Source organism: Streptomyces sp. NPDC024687, from assembly GCF_055559055.1.
The window spans coordinates 1,025,018-1,043,916 of record NZ_JBVHLJ010000002.1 but is presented as its reverse complement, the minus strand read 5'-3'; the positions used below and the strand labels follow the sequence as shown (position 1 = coordinate 1,043,916).

Sequence of the window (18,899 nt, the reverse complement as noted above, 5' to 3'; positions counted from 1 at the left end):
CATGTCGACTTCAGTTCCCCCGACCGCGACGGTCACCGGCCGGCTCGTGGAAGCCAACCGCGCCTACGCCGCCGGGTTCACCGACCCCGGCATGGGCGCCCGACCCGTCCTGCGCGTCGCCGTCGTGGCGCGCATGGACGCCCGCCTCGACCTGCACGCCGCGCTCGGCCTGGCACTCGGCGACTGCCACACCATCCGCAACGCCGGGGGAGTCGTCACCGACGACACGATCCGCTCCCTGACGATCAGTCAGCGTGCCCTGGGCACCCGCAGCGTGGCGCTCATCCACCACACCGGCTGCGGTCTGCAGACCCTGACCGAGGACTTCCGGCACGAACTGGAGCTGGAGGTCGGCCAGCGCCCCGCCTGGGCGGTGGAGGCCTTCCGCGACGCCGACCAGGACGTACGGCAGTCCATGCAGCGGGTGCGCACCTCGCCGTTCCTGCCGCACACCGACGACGTGCGCGGCTTCGTCTTCGACGTCAGGACGGGGCTGCTGCGGGAGATCGACCCGAACTCCTGAGCCACCCTTGCCCGGCCGCTCGGCCGGCTGCGGTGGTGGCCGGCCGGGGTCAGTCGTCCCGGTCGGCCACCGCGGCGATCTGCTCGCAGTAGAAGTCGGTGGTGTTCCGGGTGTGGCGGCGCATGAGCTCCTCGGCACGGTCGGGGGCGCCCTCGCCGATCGCCTCGATGATCCTCGCGTGCTCGTTCCAGGCGTCCTTGCCGCGGGGCTTGGCGATGGGCATGTAGTACCAGCGCACCCGGAGGTCGACCTGGGGGATGAGTTCGGAGAGGACCTGGTTGCGGGACAGCAGGGTGATGTGGCCGTGCAGGGCGGCGTTCGCCTCCACGATGGCCCGGGCGTCCCCGGCCGCGAGGGCGGTCAGACCGGCCTGCTGAAGCTCCCACAGGCGGGTGACGTCGCGGACGGTGGCGTACCGGGCGGCGCCCCGCGCGGAATGGGACTCCAAGTGGGCCCGCACGCTGAGGAGTTGGGCGCACTCCTCGGTGGTGGGGGAGTGCACGAAGGCACCCTGGGAGGGGCGCAGGTCCACCCAGCCGGCGGTCTGGAGCCGGTCTTCGACTGGTGGGTCCCGGATCTTGCGGAGATTGCATGGCTGGACCCCTGGTGGCGACCTTCCCATGCAGAATACTGTATGCAATCATCGTTCGACAGTGGACAAGCAGCCACGCCCAAGGGGGTCGCCCCGTGTCGTACCACACCGCTCTCTCTGAAGTCCTGACCGATGTCGTCGGACCCGCCGCCGAAGCGACGGCCCTGCGGGGCCGGTTCCCCCGCGCCGCCGTGACGGCCCTCGGCCGCGCGGGCCTCCTGGGACTCACCGTCTCCACCGAACTCGGCGGCGGGGGACAGGGGTTGCCGGCAGCCGTCGACGTGGTCGCGCGGACCGCGCGTGTCTGCCCGGCTACGGCTGCCGTGCTCCAATCGCACTACACCGCCACCGCCGTCATCGAGGCGTACGGCGGCCCCTGGCTGCGCGCCGAGATCGCCGCCGGACGCCACCTCGCCAGCCTTGCGCTCGCCGAGTCGGAGTCGGAGTCCGAGCCGGCATTGGCGTCGGAGGCCGAGGATGACGGGTCGGCGGCGGAGACCCAGCTCCTCGTGCCGCGCTCCGCGGCCACCCGTTCCGGTGAGGTGGTGGCCCTGAGGGCCCGCAAGCAGCGGGTGGTCGCGGCGGGGGAGGCCGACCTCTACGTCTGGTCCTCCCGGCCCCTCGCCACCCCCGAAGGGCTGACGCTCTGGGTGGTGCCGGCGCACGCCCCGGACCTGTTCGTCCCCGCGCGGGCCGGTGCCGCCGGGCCCCGCGGCAGCGCGACGTCCACCGTGTTCGCCGACCCGGTACTGGTGCCCGCGGAGGCAATGCTCGGCGCCGACGGCGGCGGACTCGACATAGTGCTGCGCACGGTCCTGCCGTGGCTGCTCGAACTGCGGGCCGCCGCCGAGGCCCGCAGTCCACCGGCCCTCGACCCGGTCGTCCACCTCGGGAGCGCCCGCCCTCCCGCCGACTCTCTCGCCGCCTCCTGAACCGTGCCCGGGAGGACGATCGTGCCCGCGAAGACGTCAGTCCTGGTTCGCCCTGGCCGCGATCTGCCTGCGGTAGAAGTCGGCCGTACGCTCGGTGTGCTTGCGCATGATCTCGCCCGCCTGGTCCGCGTCGCCCTTGGCGATGGCCCTGATGAGCTGGGTGTGCTCGTTCCAGGCCTCCTTGCCGCGGGGCTTGGCGATGGGCGTGTAGTACCAGCGGACCTTCTGGCCCACCTGGGCGATCAGCTCGGCCAGCACGGCGTTGTCGGCGACAGCGGTGATGAAGTCGTGCAGCGCGGTGTTGGCGGAGACCAGCCGCTCGACGTCACCGTCGGCGAGAGCGGCGATGCCGTCCAACTGAAGTTCGTCAAGACGAGTGATGTCCTCGCGCTTCGCGTTCTTGGCGGCGAGCTGGGCCGAGTAGGTCTCCAGGACCGCCCGCACGCCGAGGAGTTGGGCGGCCTCCTCCTCCGTGGGGGAGTGGACGAAGGCTCCCTGGGCGGGCCGCAGATCCACCCAGCCGGCGGTCTGCAGCCGCTGGAGGGCCTCACGCACCGGCTGGCGGCTGACGCCGAGGTGTTCTGCGAGCTCGGCCTCGACCAGGTGCTGGCCGGGCTTGAGGGAGCCGTTGATGATGAGCTCGGTCAGGGCGTCGTACACGGCCTGGCGCAGCGGTGCCGGGCGGGTGACGCGCCGGGACGCTGCGGCCGTGAGTGCCTCGCGCATGGTTGTCCCGTTCTGCCGCCGGTGTCGCCGGGCGGCGGCTTTGTCCGAATAGGGGCCGTTCGGAAGGTCGCCGAAGGCCGCGTCAGCATACAGGTTTTGGTATGCAACTTGGCGGGCCGGTGAGCGCCTCCGTCTGCGGCAGGGTTGTGTATACAGAAGTCTGTATGGAGTATGTTCAGGGTCTCCTGCACCTCTCGCCGGGGACCCGCATGACGGAAGGCGAAGCGATCATGACGACCAGCGGGAGTGACGTGACGGTCGAGAGTGTGGTCAGGAGGGTGGTGGCCCGGCACCGGGGCGAGCGCGGTGCGCTGCTGCCGGTACTGCACGCCGTCCAGGCCGAGTTGGGGCATGTGTCGCAGGAAGCCGTGCCGGTGCTCGCGGAGGAGCTCAACCTCTCCCGGGCGGACGTCCACGGAGTGGTGACCTTCTACCACGACTTCCGTCGCGAACCTGCGGGCCGCACCACCGTGCGCATCTGCCGCGCCGAGGCCTGCCAGGCCCTGGGCGCCGACCAACTGGTCGGCTACGCGCGCAAGTCCGGACTGACCCTGGGGGAGACGACGGCGGACGGTTCGGTCACCGTCGAACAGGTCTTCTGTCTCGGCAACTGCGCGCTCGGGCCCTCCGTCGAGGCGAACGGACGGCTGTACGGACGAGTCGGCCCCGCCCAACTGGGCTCGATCCTCAACGGGACGGTCTCCTCATGAACAACCCCTCGCACGCCACGGCCACCGTCTACGTCCCCCGCGACTCCGCGGCCAGGTCCGTCGGCGCGGACGAGGTCGCAGCGGCCCTCCAACACGCAGCGTCCCGCGGGGACTTCGTCCTGGACGTCGTACGCAATGGATCGCGCGGCATGTTGTGGCTGGAGCCCCTGGTCGAGGTGGTGACCCCGCAAGGACGCGTCGGCTACGGCCCGGTCGCTCCGGGGGACATCGACGGACTGCTCGCCGCCGGCATGCTCGACGGCGCGGACCATCCCCTCCGGCTCGGCGTCGTCGACGAACTGCCCTGGCTCGCACGCCAGAACCGCGTCACCTTCGCCCGGGTCGGCGTGACCGACCCCCTGTCCGCCGAGGACTACGAGGCGCACGGCGGCCTCACGGGCCTGCGCGCCGCCCTGGACCTCGCCCCCGCGGACGTGGTCGCCGAGGTCACCGCGTCCGGACTGCGCGGCCGCGGCGGCGCCGGATTCCCGGCCGGCATCAAGTGGAAGACCGTGCTGGACTGCTCCGACGAGCTGAAGTTCGTGTGCTGCAACGCCGACGAGGGCGACAGCGGGACCTTCGCCGACCGGATGGTCATGGAGGGCGACCCGTTCATGCTCATCGAGGGCATGACCATCGCCGCACACGCGGTCGGGGCGAGCGAGGGCTACCTCTACATCCGCTCGGAGTACCCGGACGCGGTGGCCACGATGCGCCGGGCGATCGGCATCGCCCGCGAGCACGGCTGGCTCGGCAGGAACATCCTCGGCTCCGCCCTCGACTTCGACCTGCACGTACGCGTCGGCGCCGGTGCGTACATCTGCGGCGAGGAGACCTCCATGCTGGAGAGCCTGGAGGGCAAGCGCGGCATGGTCCGCGCGAAACCGCCGATCCCCGCGATCGAGGGCCTGTTCGGCAAACCGACCGTGGTGAACAACGTCCTCACCCTCGCCACCGTGCCCGTGGTCATGGCCGAGGGCGCTCAGGCGTACCAGGAACTCGGCGTCGAACGCTCCCGCGGCACGCAGGTCTTCCAACTCGGCGGCAACATCGCCCACGGCGGCATCGTGGAGACCGCCTTCGGTATCACCCTGCGCGAACTCATCGAGGAGTACGGCGGCGGCACCCTCTCCGGACGCCCCGTGCGCACCGCGCAGGTCGGCGGTCCCCTCGGCGCCTACCTGCCGACGGAAATGTTCGATCTGCCCATGGACTACGAGGCGTTCGCGGCCGCCGGAGCAATGGTCGGCCACGGTGGCGTGGTCGTCTTCGACGACAGCGTCGACATGGCCGCGCAGGCCCGCTTCGCGATGGAGTTCTGCGCCGAGGAGTCCTGCGGCAAGTGCACACCGTGCCGGGTCGGCGCGGTGCGCGGCGTCGAGGTGATCGACAAGATCGTCGCTGGCACCCACCGGGACGAGAACCTCGCCCTGCTCGAAGACCTCTGCGACCTGATGACCGAGGGCTCGCTGTGCGCGATGGGCGGGCTCACCCCGCTTCCCGTGCGCAGCGCCCTCACCCACTTCCCCGACGACTTCCTCGGCGGCCGTCGACTCCTGGACATCCAGCCCGTACAGGCGACGGGCCCGAGGACGGAGGGCACGGCATGACACTCCTCAAGGAACCCGACTTCGGAACCCCCGAGAGGCCCGGCCCGGCGACGGTGTCCGTCGAGGTGGACGGCCTGGCGGTGACCGTCCCCGAGGGCACGTCGGTGATGCGCGCGGCAGCGCAGGCCGGCGTCGAGATACCCAAACTGTGCGCCACCGACAGCCTGGAGGCGTTCGGCTCCTGCCGGCTGTGCGTCGTGGAGATCGACGGCCGGCGCGGCACCCCGGCGTCCTGCACCACCCCGTGCGCGGACGGCATGAGGGTGAGCACCCAGACACCGAAGGTGGAGAAGCTCCGCCAGGGCGTCATGGAGCTCTACATCTCCGACCACCCCTTGGACTGCCTGACCTGCCCGGCCAACGGGGACTGCGAACTCCAGGACATGGCAGGGGTGGTGGGCCTCAGGCAGGTCCGCTACGGCTACGAGGGCGAGAACCACCTCGACGCCGAGAAGGACACGTCCAACCCGTACTTCGACTTCGACCCCGCCAAGTGCATCGCCTGCTCCCGCTGCGTCCGCGCCTGCGGCGAGGTCCAGGGCACCTTCGCCCTCACCATCGAGGGCCGCGGCTTCGACTCCAAGGTCTCGCCGGGCGCCGGCGAGACCTTCATGGACTCCGAGTGCGTCTCCTGCGGGGCCTGCGTCCAGGCCTGCCCGACGTCCACGCTCCAGGAACGCTCGGTCGTCGAACTGGGCATGCCCACCAGGTCGGTGGTGACCACCTGCGCGTACTGCGGGGTCGGCTGCTCCTTCAAGGCCGAGCTGCGCGGCGACGAGCTCGTGCGCATGGTGCCGTACAAGGACGGCGGCGCCAACGAGGGCCACTCCTGCGTGAAGGGCCGTTTCGCCTTCGGCTACGCCACCCACCCGGACCGTCAACTCAAGCCCATGGTCCGCGACCGGATCACCGACCCCTGGCGCGAGGTCGAGTGGGACGAGGCGATCGGCACGGTCGCCCGGCGGATGCGCGAGATCCAGGACCGGCACGGATCGAGCGCCATCGGCGGGATCACCTCCTCACGGTGCACCAACGAAGAGGTCTACGTCGTACAGAAGATGGTCCGCGCGGCCTTCGGCAACAACAACGTCGACACCTGCGCCCGCGTCTGCCACTCCCCGACGGGCTACGGCCTCAAGCAGACCTTCGGCGAGTCGGCCGGCACCCAGGACTTCCGCTCGGTCGCCGAGGCCGACGTCATCATGGTGATCGGCGCCAACCCCACCGACGGCCACCCGGTGTTCGCCTCCCGGATGAAGCGCCGGCTGCGCGAGGGCGCCAAGTTGATCGTCGTGGACCCGCGCCGCATCGACCTCGTACGCTCCCCGCACATCGAGGCCGAGCACCACCTCCAGCTCCGGCCCAGCACCAACGTGGCCGTGGTGAACGCGATGGCCCATGTCGTCGTCACCGAGGGCCTGGTCGACCGGTCCTTCGTGGATGCCCGCTGCGAAGGCTTCGACGAGTGGGCCGAGTTCATCGCCCGCCCGGAGCACAGCCCGGAAGCCGTCGAAGAGATCACCGGCGTACCGGCCGCCGAACTCCGTTCCGCGGCAAGGCTGTACGCCGAGGCGCCCAACGGGGCCATCTACTACGGCCTCGGCGTCACCGAGCACAGCCAGGGCTCGACCATGGTCATGGGAATGGCCAACCTCGCGATGGCGTGCGGGAACATCGGCCGCGACGGCGTCGGCGTGAACCCGCTGCGCGGCCAGAACAACGTCCAGGGCTCCTGCGACATGGGCTCCTTCCCGCACGAACTCCCCGGCTACCGGCACGTCTCCGACGACGCGGTCCGGACCGTCTTCGAGAACCTCTGGGGCGGAACCCTCCTCGCCGAGCCGGGACTTCGCATCCCCAACATGTTCGACGCGGCCATCGACGGCACCTTCCGCGGCCTGTTCGTGCACGGCGAGGACATCGCCCAGTCCGACCCCAACCTCAAGCACGTCACCGCGGCCCTCGAAGCGATGGAACTCGTCGTCGTCCAGGACCTGTTCCTCAACGAGACGGCCAAGTTCGCCCACGTCTTCCTGCCCGGGGCGTCCTTCCTGGAGAAGGACGGCACCTTCACCAACGCCGAACGCCGTATCAACCGGGTGCGCGCGGTGATGAAGCCCAAGACGGGCAAACACGAGTGGCAGATCGTCACCGAGATCGCCACCGCCATGGGCTACGAGATGTCCTACGACCATCCCGGCCAGATCATGGACGAGATCGCGTCGGTCACCCCGACGTTCACCGGAGTCTCCTTCGACCTCCTCGACAAGCTCGGCAGCGTCCAGTGGCCGTGCAACGAGGCGGCACCCGAGGGCACGCCGATCATGCACGTGGACGAATTCGTGCGCGGCAAGGGCAAGTTCGTGGTCACCTCCTACGTGCCGACCACCGAACGCAGCACCCGGCGCTACCCACTGGTCCTCACCACGGGCCGCATCCTCAGCCAGTACAACGTCGGCGCCCAGACCCGCCGTACCGGCAATGTCGCCTGGCACCCCGAGGACGTACTGGAGCTGCATCCGCACGACGCCGAGGTCCGCGGCATCAACAACGGCGACATGGTCACCCTGGCCAGCCGCGTCGGGCAGACGACTCTGCGCGCGGAGCTCTCCGACCGCATGCCGACCGGGGTCGTGTACACCACGTTCCACCACCCCGTCACCGGCGCCAACGTGGTCACCACCGAGAACTCCGACTGGGCGACCAACTGCCCGGAGTACAAGGTGACCGCCGTACAGGTGGCGCTCGCCCGCCCGGAGCGGTCGAGTGACACCGAGGTCGCCGGGAACGACCTCGTGACGGTGGTGGACTGAGATGACGTCGACCCTGCCGGCCGAGTGCAGGATGGCCAACGACATCGCCAGGAACCTCGCCCATCTGCCGGGGGAGGAGGCCGCCGAGGCGATCGCGGGGCACATCGGCAGGTTCTGGGACCCACGCATGCGCACCCGGCTCCACGAGTTCGCCGACGCCGGAGTGGACGGCCTGGACCCGCTGGTGGTGGCCGCGGTGAAGCTCTTGCGCTGACCGGTGCGGTCTCCTCCCTGTACATCACCCCAGACTGCATACAGTATGGAGTCAGAGGTCCGGTGGGCAGGGAGGAGCCGCTCATGCTGTTCCGGCAGCTCGAATACTTCGTGGCGGTGGCGAGGGAACGGCACTTCGCCCGGGCGGCGGAATCCTGCTACGTCTCCCAGCCCGCACTCTCGGCGGCGATCGCCAAGCTGGAGCGGGAGCTGAACGTCACGCTGATCAACCGCGGCCACAACTACCAGGGCCTCACGCCCGAGGGTGAGCGGCTCGTCGTATGGGCCAAGCGGATCCTCGCCGAACAGGACGCCTTCAAGGCCGAGGTGGCCGCTGTGCAGTCCGGCATCACGGGGACCCTGCGGCTCGGCACCGACCCCACGGCGTCGACGACCCTCGCCCTTCCCGTGGCCGCGTTCTGCGCGGCGCACCCGCTGGCCAAGGTTCAGGTCCGTTCCCGGCTGTCGACGAAGGAACTCCACCGCCAGCTGCGCGACTACGAACTCGACGTGGCCATCGCCCACTTCGACCCGGACGACCAGGAGGGCCTCCAGATCGTCCCCCTCTACCAGGAGAGATACATGTTGCTGGTCTCCGACGACCAGCTGGTGGCCCAGTCCGCCACCGTCTCCTGGGCGGACGCGGCCCAGCTGCCGCTCGCGCTGCTGACGCCGGACATGCGGATCCGCCAGATCGTCGACACCGTGTTCGCGGAGAAGGGGTACGTGGTCACCCCGCAGGTCGAGACGGACTCGATCGCCTCCCTCTACGCGCACGTGGGCGGCGGCGGCTGGGCGAGCATCGTGCCGCACACCTGGCTGCGCGCGATGCCGGTGGTCGGCCGGACGCGAGCCCTGCCGCTGGTCGACCCGGAGGCCGGCGCCCAGGTCTCGGTGGCCATCCACGCGGCAACCCCCGGCTCGGTCGCCGCCCGGGCCTTCGTCAACGCGGCGACGGGCCTGTCCCTGGACGACTTCTTCGCCCGCCCACTGCCACCGGAACACCGAGTGCGCTGAGCCTGCCGGCGGTTGCGGTGAGGGGGGAGGCTCGGGCGCTTGCCGTCTCGGGTCGGGTTTGTTGGCGGTGAGGTCCGGCGGGGCGGCGAGGGTTCGGGCAGGGGATGGTTGTTGGCCGGTTCTGTAGGGCGCGCTCCTGATGCGGGGTGGGTCCAGCGGTTGTCGTGAGGGCGAGAGCCCGGGCGCGTGCCGTCACCGGGTCGGTTGGGTTCATGGTGAGGTACGGCAGGGCGGCGGCTTGGCGTAGGGCTGGGTTTGGGCCCCTGCCGCTCGCGCCCCGAGTGCGCTGGCAGCCGCCGAGGTCCCGGCACCGCGCGTGCCGACCCCGTTGCAGCTACCCGCCCAGCCGCTCCGGCGGTCGCCCCAACGCGGCGACCGGCCTTCGCCGGGCACCTTCCTGCCCCCGTCCAGGATGCCGGGCACCTTCCTCCCCCGGCCGACACCCCTCGCTGCGCACAACGCCCCCCGCGCCCCTCAGGACCCGTACCGCGTCTGCACCGCCTTCCGGTCCAGTCCCCCCTTCGCGGTGTACGGCAGCGCGGCGACCAGCTCCAGCCGGTCCGGTACCTCGAAGGCGGCCAGCCGGTCACGGCAGTACCGCAGGATCTCCTCGCGCCCGATGCCGTCCACCTCGCGCACCACCACGGCGGCACCGACCCGCTGCCCGTACACCGCGTCGGGGACCGCGAACACGGCCGCCTCCGCGACCCCCGGGCACCCGGCGAGGATGTCCTCGACATGCTCGGGCGAGATCTTCTCCCCGCCCCGGTTGATGAGGTTCTTGATCCGCCCGGTCAGTGACAGGTACCCGTCCTCGTCCAGCACCCCCAGATCACCCGTGCGCAGCCACCCGTCGACGAAGGTCCGCGCCGACTCGTCCCCGTCGGCCAGATAACCCCGGGCGACCGTGGGCCCCTGCACCCACACCTCGCCCTCCACGCCCGCCGGACAGGAACGTCCGCCGCCGTCCACGACCCGCACCGCGACCCCGGTCGGTCGGCCCACCGACCCCTGGCGGAGCGCCCCGACCTGCGGCAAGGGCTCGCTGGTCGCCTGGTGCGAGGACTCGGTCATCCCGTACGCGGACAGCAGCGGAGCGCCGAACGTACGCTCCAGCGCCCGCTGTGTCGCCGTGTTCAGGGGCGCGCTGCAACTGCGGACGAACTTCAGCGGCGGCGCCTGCGGGCCCGGATGCTCCCGCTCCGACCGGTCCAGAAGGATCTCGTGGATGGCCGGCACCGCCGTGAACCACGTGGCGCCCACGGCCCGCATGTCGTCCCAGAACGTGCCCGCCGAGAACCGCCCCCGCTCGGGCAGCAGCACACAGCCGCCGCTCGCCAGGGAGGACAACAGCGCCGCGAACAGCCCGTGGCCGTGGAACAACGGCATCACCGCGACCGTCGCGTCACCGGGCCCCAACTCGTAGGTGGCGCAGATGTTCTGCAGGGAGGCGGCCACATTGGCGTGGGTCAGCGGGACCATCTTCGCCCGGTCGGTGGTCCCGGCGGTGAACAGCACGAGAGCGTCCTGGTCGGACAACTCACTAGCTGCACCCCGGCCTTGGGGCGTCTCGCACACACCCGGTTCGAGCGCCACCGCAGCCGTCCCCGCCCCGGACACGTCCACGCGCAACGGCCACGCGGGCACCGGAAGCGCGCCGGCTCCGGACAGCGACGAATCGACGAGGACCGCCCGCGCCCCCAACGCCCGCAGTCGCGCCGAGAGTTGCGACTCCGGCAGCGCCGGATCCAGCGGAGCCGTGACCAACCCGGCCCGCGCCGCACCGAGCAACCCGACCACGAACTCCGCCGTGTTGGCGCAGATCAGACCGACCGCGTCACCACGGCCCAGCCCCGCGCCACCGAGCCGCGCGGCCACGTCGTCGGCCAGGGCCGCAAGGGTCCGGTACGACAGCTGCACCCGCTCACCGGTCACCACCAGGGCCCGGGCGTACGGGCGTTCGCGCACCTGCCGGTCGAGGAGATCGACGAGGCCCGTGACCTCCACAGACCCGTACCGGTCCGCGTCACGCACGGATGCCGCGGCCGGAACGGCCATGACCCCACCCCCTCGCACAGGTCCGATGAAACATCCTCTGCGAGCCTGCGGCGGCACCCGGTGGGCGTCCAATACCCGCTGACGAACGGCCGATAGGAGCTGTCTATCAAGGGCGTTGCCAGGCCCCTGACCAGCCCTCGATAGACGCCGTTTATCGGCTGGTCGCCGATGGGTCTTGGACGCGGACGAGCGCGCTGCCGATGGTGAGAGAAGTAGCCGCTCCGGCAGGACCTGCCCAAGGAGGACCTCGGACCATGACCGCTCCCTCGACCCTGGAGACCGCGGCAGCAGCCGACGTTCCGACCGAGCTCACCGACGGGTACCACCTGGTCGTCGACGCGCTCAAGCTGAACGACGTCGACACCATCTACGGCGTGGTCGGCATCCCGATCACCGACCTGGCCCGGCTCGCCCAGGCGCAGGGCATCCGCTACATCGGCTTCCGCCACGAGAGCAACGCCGGTCACGCGGCCGCCATCGCCGGCTACCTCAACAAGAAACCCGGCGTGGCCCTCACCGTCTCGGCCCCGGGTTTCCTCAACGGCCTGGTCGCGCTGGCCAACGCGACCACCAACTGCTTCCCCATGGTCCAGATCTCCGGCTCCAGCGAGCGCCACCTCGTCGACCTCAAACAGGGCGACTACGAGGAGATGGACCAACTCGCCGCCGCGCAGCCCTTCGTGAAGGCCGCCTACCGGGTCAGCCGGGTGGAGGACATCGGCCGCGGCATCGCCCGCGCCCTGCGCACCGCGATCTCCGGGCGTCCCGGCGGTGTCTACCTCGACATCCCCGCCGCGGTGCTCGGCGCCATCATGCCCAAGGCGGAGGGCGACCGGACACTGAGCCGCCTGGTCGACCCCGCTCCGCGCCAGCTCCCGGCACCTGACGCCGTGGACCGGGCGATCGAACTTCTCGCGTCCGCCGAGCGCCCCCTGGTCGTGCTCGGCAAGGGCGCCGCGTACGCCCAAGCCGACGCGAAGGTACGGCAGTTCATCGAGTCGACCGGCATTCCCTACGTACCGATGTCGATGGCGAAGGGCCTGCTGCCCGACGACCACCCGCAGTCGGCCGCCACCGCACGCTCGCTCGCCCTGAAGAAGGCCGACGTCGTGCTGTTGATCGGCGCCCGCCTCAACTGGCTCCTCGGACACGGCCAGGCGGGATGGAACCCCGACGCCAAGTTCGTCCAGATCGACATCGACCCCAAGGAGATGGACAGCAACCAGCCCATCTGCGCGCCCCTCGTCGGTGACATCGAGTCGGTCCTCGACGCGCTCGCGGAACGCACCAAGCCCGGCCAGATCACGGCCCCTTCGGCCTGGCGCGAGGAGCTCGGGGCGCGTTCGGCGCAGAACGTCGCCAAGATGGCCAAGCGGCTCGAAGCCGACCCGCACCCCATGCAGTTCATGGGCGCCCTGAAGGCCGTACGCGACGTCGTGCACCAGCACCCGGAGACGTACATCGTCAACGAGGGCGCCAACGCCCTGGACATCGCGCGCAACGTCATCGACATGCACGTGCCGCGCCACCGCCTCGACAGCGGCACCTGGGGCGTCATGGGCATCGGCATGGGCTACGCGATCGCCGCCGCCGTCGAGAGCGGCGCCCCGGTCGTGGCCGTCGAGGGCGACAGCGCCTTCGGGTTCAGCGGTATCGAGATCGAGACGATCTGCCGCTACAAGCTGCCCGTCGTCACCGTGATCATGAACAACGGCGGGGTCTACCGCGGCGACGACACCAACCCGTACGACGACGCCCCCTCGCCCACGACCCTCATGTCGGCCGCCCGCCACGACCTGCTCATCGAGGCGTTCGGCGGCAAGGGCTACCGGGCCACCACACCCGCAGAGGTCACCGCAGCCCTCACCGAGGCCCTGGCCTCCGGCGGCCCGGCGCTCATCGACTGCGTGATCGACCCCTCGGCCGGTACCGAGAGCGGCCACATCTCGCACCTCAACCCCAAGGGCATCACCGTCGGCAACATCACGCCGGCGAAGAAGTGACCGCCTAGACCTCGTAGACCGCGTAACTTCACGAAAAGGAAGCACACATGAGTGAAAAGCCGCTCGCCGGAATCAAGGTGATCGACTTCACCGGGGTCCAGGCCGGTCCCGCCTGCACACAGATGCTCGCCTGGTTCGGCGCCGACGTCCTGAAGGTGGAGCGCCCCAACGGCGGCGACGTGACGCGCCGTCAGCTCAGGGACATCGAGGACCTGGACGCGCTCTACTTCACGATGCTCAACAGCAACAAGCGCTCCCTCGCCATCAACACCAAGACCGCCGAGGGCAAGGAGGTCCTGGAGAAGCTCATCAAGGACGCCGACGTGCTGGTGGAGAACTTCGCCCCGGGCGCCCTGGACCGCATGGGCTTCACCTGGGAGCGCATCCAGGAGCTCAACCCGCGGCTGATCTTCGGCTCGGTGAAGGGATTCAACGACCAGTCGTCCTGGAACGACCTCAAGGTCTACGAGAACGTCGCCCAGTGCGCGGGCGGCGCCGCCTCCACCACCGGCTTCTGGGACGGACCTCCCACCATCTCCGGCGCCGCCATCGGCGACACCAACACCGGGATGCACCTGGCGATCGGCATCCTCACCGCGATCATCGACCGGGGGAGGACCGGCCGCGGCCAGAAGGTCTCCGTCTCCATGCAGGACGCCGTGCTCAACCTCTGCCGGGTGAAGCTCCGCGACCAGCAGCGCCTGGAGCGGGTCGGCTACCTGGAGGAGTACCCGCAGTACCCGAACGGCGAGTTCACCGACGTGGTGCCGCGCGGCGGCAACGCGGGCGGCGGCGGCCAGCCCGGCTGGGTCCTCAAGTGCAAGGGCTGGGAGGACGACCCGAACGCGTACATCTACTTCACCGTCCAGGAGCAGAACTGGAAGCGCACCGCCGAGGTGATCGGCCGACCCGAGTGGGCCGAGGACCCGGAGTACGCCACCGCACGCGCCCGCCAGTCGCACATCTTCGAGATCTTCGAGGAGATCGAGAAGTGGCTCGCGGACAAGACGAAGTACGAGGCGGTGAACATCCTGCGGGAGTGGGAGGTGCCCTGCGCCCCCGTGATGAGCATGAAGGAGATCGCCTACGACGCGGACCTGCGCAACAGCGGCACGGTCGTCGAGGTCGAGCAGAAGGGCCGCGGGACCTATCTGACCGTCGGCAGCCCGGTGAAGTTCTCCTCCTTCAAGCCGGAGGTCGTCGGCGCCCCGCTCCTCGGCGAGCACAGCTCCGAGGTGCTGGTGGAGCTGGGCTACGACGAGGAGACCATCGGCCGGCTGAAGGAGAGCGGGGTCATCGTCTGAGCGGCACATCGAAAGGGCCGTGACCTGTGAGGTCACGGCCCTCTCCCTATGGTCCGGTGCTGCTCAGACCGAGGCCTCGGCCCGGCGCCGCATCAGCTCCCGCTCCCGCTCGCGCCGCGCGGTGACGTCCCGGATGACCGCGCCGCAGTAGGTGCTTCCGTCGGGGCGGGGCAGCAGCACCACGCTGAACTCGATGGACAGCTTGCGGCCGTCGGCAGCCAGCGCGGGCACGCTCAGCAGATCCGCGTCGCCGTACTTGCTGGACCCCCGCTCCATGGCCGCGTCGAAGCCTTCCTGGTGCCGCTTGCGGTGCCTCTCGGGAATGATGACGTCCAGGCTGCGACCCGCCACGTCGGCCGCCGGAAACCCGAAGATGCGCTCCGCACCCCGGTTCCAGTAGCGGATCAGCCCTTCGCTGTCGATGATCACTATGCCGTCGGGTGCCTGGTCTGCCATGCCCAGCACCACCGCGGAATCCAGATCGTCCATGTCGCCTCCGAGCAGGGGCCATTTGGTGGCCAACAGTATACAGAATACTGTCGCCACATGGTCTCGTCGGACGGATATGCAGGTGAAGGGCACCTCGAAAGCTTGGTATTGTTGTGCGTGTCGCCGCGGGGAACACCTTCGCCAAGGCGGCAGACACCTGGTCCGGGTGGCGGAATGGCAGACGCGCTAGCTTGAGGTGCTAGTGCCCTTTATCGGGCGTGGGGGTTCAAGTCCCCCCTCGGACACCAGCGGGACCCCACTACATGTGGGGTCTTTTGCGTTACTGCCCACCGGGCGCCCCTAATTCGGTTGACCCGGCCCGCCCGCGAGGCGCTCAATACCCGGCATGGCCGACATCCAGGGCACGTACGACGATCTGTTCTCCGCTGTCCCCAACAAGCTGGCAGCGCTGCTGGACGAGGGGGACGTCGGCGGCTCCGTGGCCGTCTTCGTGGACGGTGAACCGGTGGTGGACGTCTGGGGCGGATTCGCCGACGCCGACCGGACGTCTCCGTGGGAGCGGGACACGATCACCAACGTCTTCTCCACGACCAAGACGATGACGGCCCTGTGCGCGCTGATCCTCGCCGACCGCGGAGAGCTCGACCTGGACGCACCCGTCGCCCGGTACTGGCCGGAGTTCGCCGCCGCCGGCAAGGAGAAGGTGCTGGTACGGCACCTGCTGTCGCACACCGCGGGACTGCCCCACTGGGAAGGCCCGGTCGAGGAGCTCTACGACTGGCCGGCCGCCACCGCCCGGCTCGCCGCCCAGCCGCTGCTCTGGGAACCCGGCACCGCGGCCGGATACCACTCGCTGACTCAGGGGTTCCTGGTCGGCGAGGTCCTGCGCCGGATCACCGGCCGTACCGTCGGCGAGTTCCTGGCGCAGGAGGTGACCGGGCCGCTCGGAGCCGACTTCCACATCGGACTCCCCGCCGAGCACGACCACCGGGTCGCGCTCATCGTCCCGCCGCCCGGCCGGGGCGAGGACTACACCGCGGGCGCCGCCACGCCCGGTCCCCACGCGACACCCTCCACCGCGACCGCCCTGCGCGTCCGGGACGGCAACAGCGTGGCGTGGCGCCGCGCGCAGATCCCCGCCGCCAGTGGCTTCGGAAACGCCCGTTCCATCGCGCTCATCCAGTCCGCGCTCGCCTGCGAAGGCACCGTCCGGGGCGTACGGCTGCTGTCGGCTCCGGGCGCCGGGCGGGCCCGGGAGGAGCAGTTCAGCGGCGAGGACCGCGTGATCGGCGTGACACAGCGCTACGGCCTGGGCTACGGCCTGTTCGGTGGCACCTTCGGCTGGGGAGGCTGGGGCGGATCCCTCGTCATGATCGACCCCGACGCCCGCATGGCGGTGGCGTACGCGACCAACCAAATGCGCGAACCCGCGGAGGACACGCGGGGGTTGGACCTCGTCATGTCCGCCTACGACGGCCTCCAGGGCCTGCGCCGCTGACCGAGGAAAACCCCGTGCGCCGCCCCGGCCAGGCTCCCTACACTCGCCATGACCAGGCAGACGAGTGACGAGTGAGGGGAGTACGGCCATGTGCATGCGCATCGCTGTTGCCGTCCCCCGGGCGTCGTACGACGTGATCCTCGTGTCCTCGCCCCTCCGGTGCCCGCTGCGCGGCCGGCACCGGATGCCCGCGACGACTGCCTGAACGGTCGACTACCGCCGTAGCACGCGTATTCCATGTGCGTACCCGACGTGCCGTCATGCCGTCGTACGGGCCCATCGCGCCGCCCTGTGATCACACCACCCGAAAGGCCTTGGGCCGTGCGCACCACCAACAACCCCAACCCGCTCGCCGTCGTCCGCAACCTCGGCATCCTCGCCCACGTCGACGCCGGCAAGACCACCGTCACCGAGCGGATCCTGTTCACCACCGGAACCACGCACAAGCGCGGCGAGGTCCATGACGGCACCACCGTCACCGACTTCGACCCGCAGGAGCGGGACCGCGGGATCACCATCTTCGCGGCGGCCGTGAGCTGCGCGTGGGACGGTCACCGTCTCAACCTGATCGACACCCCGGGGCACGTCGACTTCGCCGACGAGGTGGAGCGCTCGCTCCGGGTGCTCGACGGGGCGGTCGCGGTGTTCGACGCGGTCGCGGGCGTGGAACCGCAGAGCGAATCGGTGTGGCGGCAGGCGGACCGGCACGGTGTGCCCAGGATCGCGTTCGTCAACAAGCTGGACCGCGCGGGCGCTGACCTGGACACGGCCGTGGAGTCGATCCGGCGGCGGCTGCATCCGGCCCCGCTGGTCGTGCAGTTGCCCATCGGCAGCGAGGACGGCTTCAACGGAGTCGTCGACCTGATCCGGATGCGGGCGCTGACCTGGGCGGACGGCACCACCGTCGGCGACGAGGGGCCGGTGCCGGACGACCTGCGTGAGGAGGCCCTACGACGACGCCGGCTTCTGGAGGAAGCAGTCGCCGAACGCCACCCGGTTGCCCTGGAGGAGTTCTGCGACCGGGAGACCCTCTCCGCCGGTACCCTCACCGCCGCCCTGCGGGACCTCACTCACAGCGGCGACGGCGTGGTCGTCCTGTGCGGCTCGGCGTACCGCAACCGCGGTATCGAGCCGCTGCTGGACGCCGTCGTGGCGTACCTGCCGTCACCGCTCGACGTCCCCGCCGTACGCGGTGAGAACGGCGAGGAGCGGCCCTGCGACCCGGCGGCGCCCTTCGCGGCCCTGGCGTTCAAGGTGAACGCCACCGCCACGGGACGGCTGACGTACGTACGCGTGTACTCGGGAACGATCGAGAAGGGAGCCACCGTGTGGGACGCGGGCGCGCGGCGCACCGAGCGCATCGGACGGATCCTGCGCGTGCAGGCGGACCGGCACGCCCCGTTGGAACGGGCGGTCGCCGGTGACATCGTCGCCGTGGTCGGGCTGAAGTCGGCCCGCGCCGGCTCGACCCTGTGCGCGCCGGACGCCCCGCTCGTGCTCGAACCGCCCAGTGCGGCCGAGCCGGTCGTGTCGGTGGCGGTCGAGCCACAACGGGCTGTCGACACCGACCGGTTGGCCACGGCACTCGCCCGGCTGGTCGAGGAGGACCCGTCGCTCGTCGTCCGCACGGACGCCGAGACCGGCCAGACCCTGCTGTCCGGCATGGGTGAACTGCATCTGGAGGTCGCGGTGGAGAAGGTGCGGCGCGAGCAGGGCCTGACGCTCAACGTCGGCCGTCCGAGGGTGAGTTACCGCGAGACGGTCGGACGCGGGGTGTCCGGGCTGGTCTTCCGGCACGTCAAACAGGACGGCGGGGCAGGGCAGTTCGCTCATGTCGTGCTCGACGTGGAGCCGTCGGCGGCAGGGTTCGAGTTCCGCTCGTCCGTCGTCGGCGGGCGCGTTCCGCAGGAGTACGTCCGCGCGGTCGAGGCCGGGTGCCGGGACGCCCTGACCGAGGGTCCGCTCGGCGGGCACCCGGTGACCGGGCTGCGGGTCACCCTCACCGACGGGTCGACCCACGTGAAGGACTCCTCGGACACGGCCTTCCGCACGGCAGGTCGGCTCGGTCTTCGGGAGGCGCTGCGTGCCTGCGCGATGGTCCTCCTGGAACCGGTCGTCGAGGTCACGGTCACCGTGCCCGAGGACGCCGTCGGCGCGGTGCTCGGCGACCTCGCCGCGCGCCGCGGCCGGGTCTCGGGCTCGGTCACGCGTGGCGGTTCGGCGATCGTCACGGCGACCGTGCCCCTGGCCGAACTCTTCGGCTATGCGACGAGGTTGCGCAGCCGAACCCAGGGCCGCGGCACCTTCACGGCCCGGCCGACGGGGTATGCGCCGGCTCCGGCCGTGACAACGGCACGGTGACGGCCGGGACGGAAGTCCCGTGACCGAAGGGTCGTAGGGCGGCTCGCACTCCCGCCCTACGACCCCTCCACCGGAACTCACACGCGTGG

Annotated in this window: 15 protein-coding genes and 1 tRNA gene; 12 read left to right on the top strand and 4 right to left on the bottom strand. The window is 70.6% G+C overall.

What is annotated here, in order from left to right; translation table 11 throughout:
* The first annotated feature begins 1 nt into the window (after position 1).
* Entirely contained in the window at positions 2-523 is a 522-nt protein-coding gene (locus ACZ39I_RS11505) for a beta-class carbonic anhydrase (RefSeq protein WP_467244294.1), read from the top strand.
* A 49-nt stretch (positions 524-572) separates the two neighbouring features.
* Here the strand turns inward: ACZ39I_RS11505 and ACZ39I_RS11500 are convergent, their stop codons facing one another.
* Positions 573-1,145, bottom strand: coding sequence for a GntR family transcriptional regulator (locus ACZ39I_RS11500; RefSeq protein WP_467244293.1), 573 nt, complete (start codon positions 1,143-1,145; stop codon positions 573-575).
* A gap of 65 nt (positions 1,146-1,210) precedes the next feature.
* Between ACZ39I_RS11500 and ACZ39I_RS11495 the strand changes: the two genes are divergently transcribed.
* Positions 1,211-2,047 (top strand): acyl-CoA dehydrogenase family protein, encoded by an 837-nt coding sequence (locus tag ACZ39I_RS11495; protein WP_467244292.1) that lies wholly within the window; start codon positions 1,211-1,213, stop codon positions 2,045-2,047.
* Between the two features lie 36 nt (positions 2,048-2,083).
* Here ACZ39I_RS11495 and ACZ39I_RS11490 read toward each other — a convergent pair whose 3' ends face one another.
* A complete protein-coding gene (locus ACZ39I_RS11490; protein ID WP_451473094.1) occupies positions 2,084-2,773 on the bottom strand; it encodes a GntR family transcriptional regulator in 690 nt (229 codons plus the stop codon).
* Positions 2,774-2,937: 164 nt separating this feature from the next.
* Here ACZ39I_RS11490 and ACZ39I_RS11485 point away from each other — a divergent pair, with 164 nt between their 5' ends.
* From ACZ39I_RS11485 to ACZ39I_RS11465, 5 genes are all read left to right on the top strand, one after another.
* Positions 2,938-3,483 (top strand): NAD(P)H-dependent oxidoreductase subunit E, encoded by a 546-nt coding sequence (locus tag ACZ39I_RS11485; RefSeq protein WP_467244291.1) that lies wholly within the window; start codon positions 2,938-2,940, stop codon positions 3,481-3,483.
* Positions 3,480-5,093, top strand: a complete 1,614-nt coding sequence (locus ACZ39I_RS11480; RefSeq protein ID WP_467244290.1) for a formate dehydrogenase beta subunit — start codon at positions 3,480-3,482, stop codon at positions 5,091-5,093. The genes ACZ39I_RS11485 and ACZ39I_RS11480 overlap by 4 nt, the downstream gene beginning before the upstream one ends.
* On the top strand, positions 5,090-7,906 hold the full coding sequence (fdhF, locus tag ACZ39I_RS11475; protein ID WP_467244289.1) for a formate dehydrogenase subunit alpha: 2,817 nt from the start codon (positions 5,090-5,092) through the stop codon (positions 7,904-7,906). The genes ACZ39I_RS11480 and fdhF overlap by 4 nt, the downstream gene beginning before the upstream one ends.
* A gap of 1 nt (position 7,907) precedes the next feature.
* Positions 7,908-8,120, top strand: a complete 213-nt coding sequence (locus ACZ39I_RS11470) for a formate dehydrogenase subunit delta (RefSeq protein WP_467244288.1) — start codon at positions 7,908-7,910, stop codon at positions 8,118-8,120.
* Positions 8,121-8,203: 83 nt separating this feature from the next.
* Positions 8,204-9,136 carry a LysR family transcriptional regulator gene (locus ACZ39I_RS11465; protein WP_352381169.1) on the top strand — a complete coding sequence of 311 codons (933 nt, stop codon included), beginning with the start codon at positions 8,204-8,206 and terminating at the stop codon, positions 9,134-9,136.
* Positions 9,137-9,610: 474 nt separating this feature from the next.
* Here the strand turns inward: ACZ39I_RS11465 and ACZ39I_RS11460 are convergent, their stop codons facing one another.
* A complete protein-coding gene (locus tag ACZ39I_RS11460) occupies positions 9,611-11,194 on the bottom strand; it encodes a FadD7 family fatty acid--CoA ligase (protein WP_467244287.1) in 1,584 nt (527 codons plus the stop codon).
* A 254-nt stretch (positions 11,195-11,448) separates the two neighbouring features.
* Between ACZ39I_RS11460 and oxc the strand changes: the two genes are divergently transcribed.
* Together oxc and frc are read left to right on the top strand one after the other, a co-directional pair.
* Complete coding sequence (gene oxc, locus ACZ39I_RS11455) at positions 11,449-13,197, top strand: oxalyl-CoA decarboxylase (RefSeq protein ID WP_467244286.1); 1,749 nt, start codon at positions 11,449-11,451, stop codon at positions 13,195-13,197.
* Between the two features lie 47 nt (positions 13,198-13,244).
* Positions 13,245-14,501 (top strand): formyl-CoA transferase, encoded by a 1,257-nt coding sequence (frc, locus tag ACZ39I_RS11450; RefSeq protein WP_467244285.1) that lies wholly within the window; start codon positions 13,245-13,247, stop codon positions 14,499-14,501.
* Between the two features lie 63 nt (positions 14,502-14,564).
* Here the strand turns inward: frc and ACZ39I_RS11445 are convergent, their stop codons facing one another.
* Complete coding sequence (locus ACZ39I_RS11445) at positions 14,565-14,990, bottom strand: PAS domain S-box protein (protein ID WP_467244284.1); 426 nt, start codon at positions 14,988-14,990, stop codon at positions 14,565-14,567.
* A gap of 160 nt (positions 14,991-15,150) precedes the next feature.
* Here ACZ39I_RS11445 and ACZ39I_RS11440 point away from each other — a divergent pair.
* The 3 genes from ACZ39I_RS11440 to fusA all read left to right on the top strand — a co-directional run bounded on the left by ACZ39I_RS11440 (position 15,151) and on the right by fusA (position 18,810).
* A tRNA-Leu gene (locus tag ACZ39I_RS11440) sits at positions 15,151-15,238 on the top strand.
* 98 nt (positions 15,239-15,336) lie between these two features.
* Positions 15,337-16,449 (top strand): serine hydrolase domain-containing protein, encoded by a 1,113-nt coding sequence (locus tag ACZ39I_RS11435; protein WP_467244283.1) that lies wholly within the window; start codon positions 15,337-15,339, stop codon positions 16,447-16,449.
* A 321-nt stretch (positions 16,450-16,770) separates the two neighbouring features.
* On the top strand, positions 16,771-18,810 hold the full coding sequence (fusA, locus tag ACZ39I_RS11430) for an elongation factor G (RefSeq protein ID WP_467244282.1): 2,040 nt from the start codon (positions 16,771-16,773) through the stop codon (positions 18,808-18,810).
* Positions 18,811-18,899 lie beyond the last annotated feature (89 nt).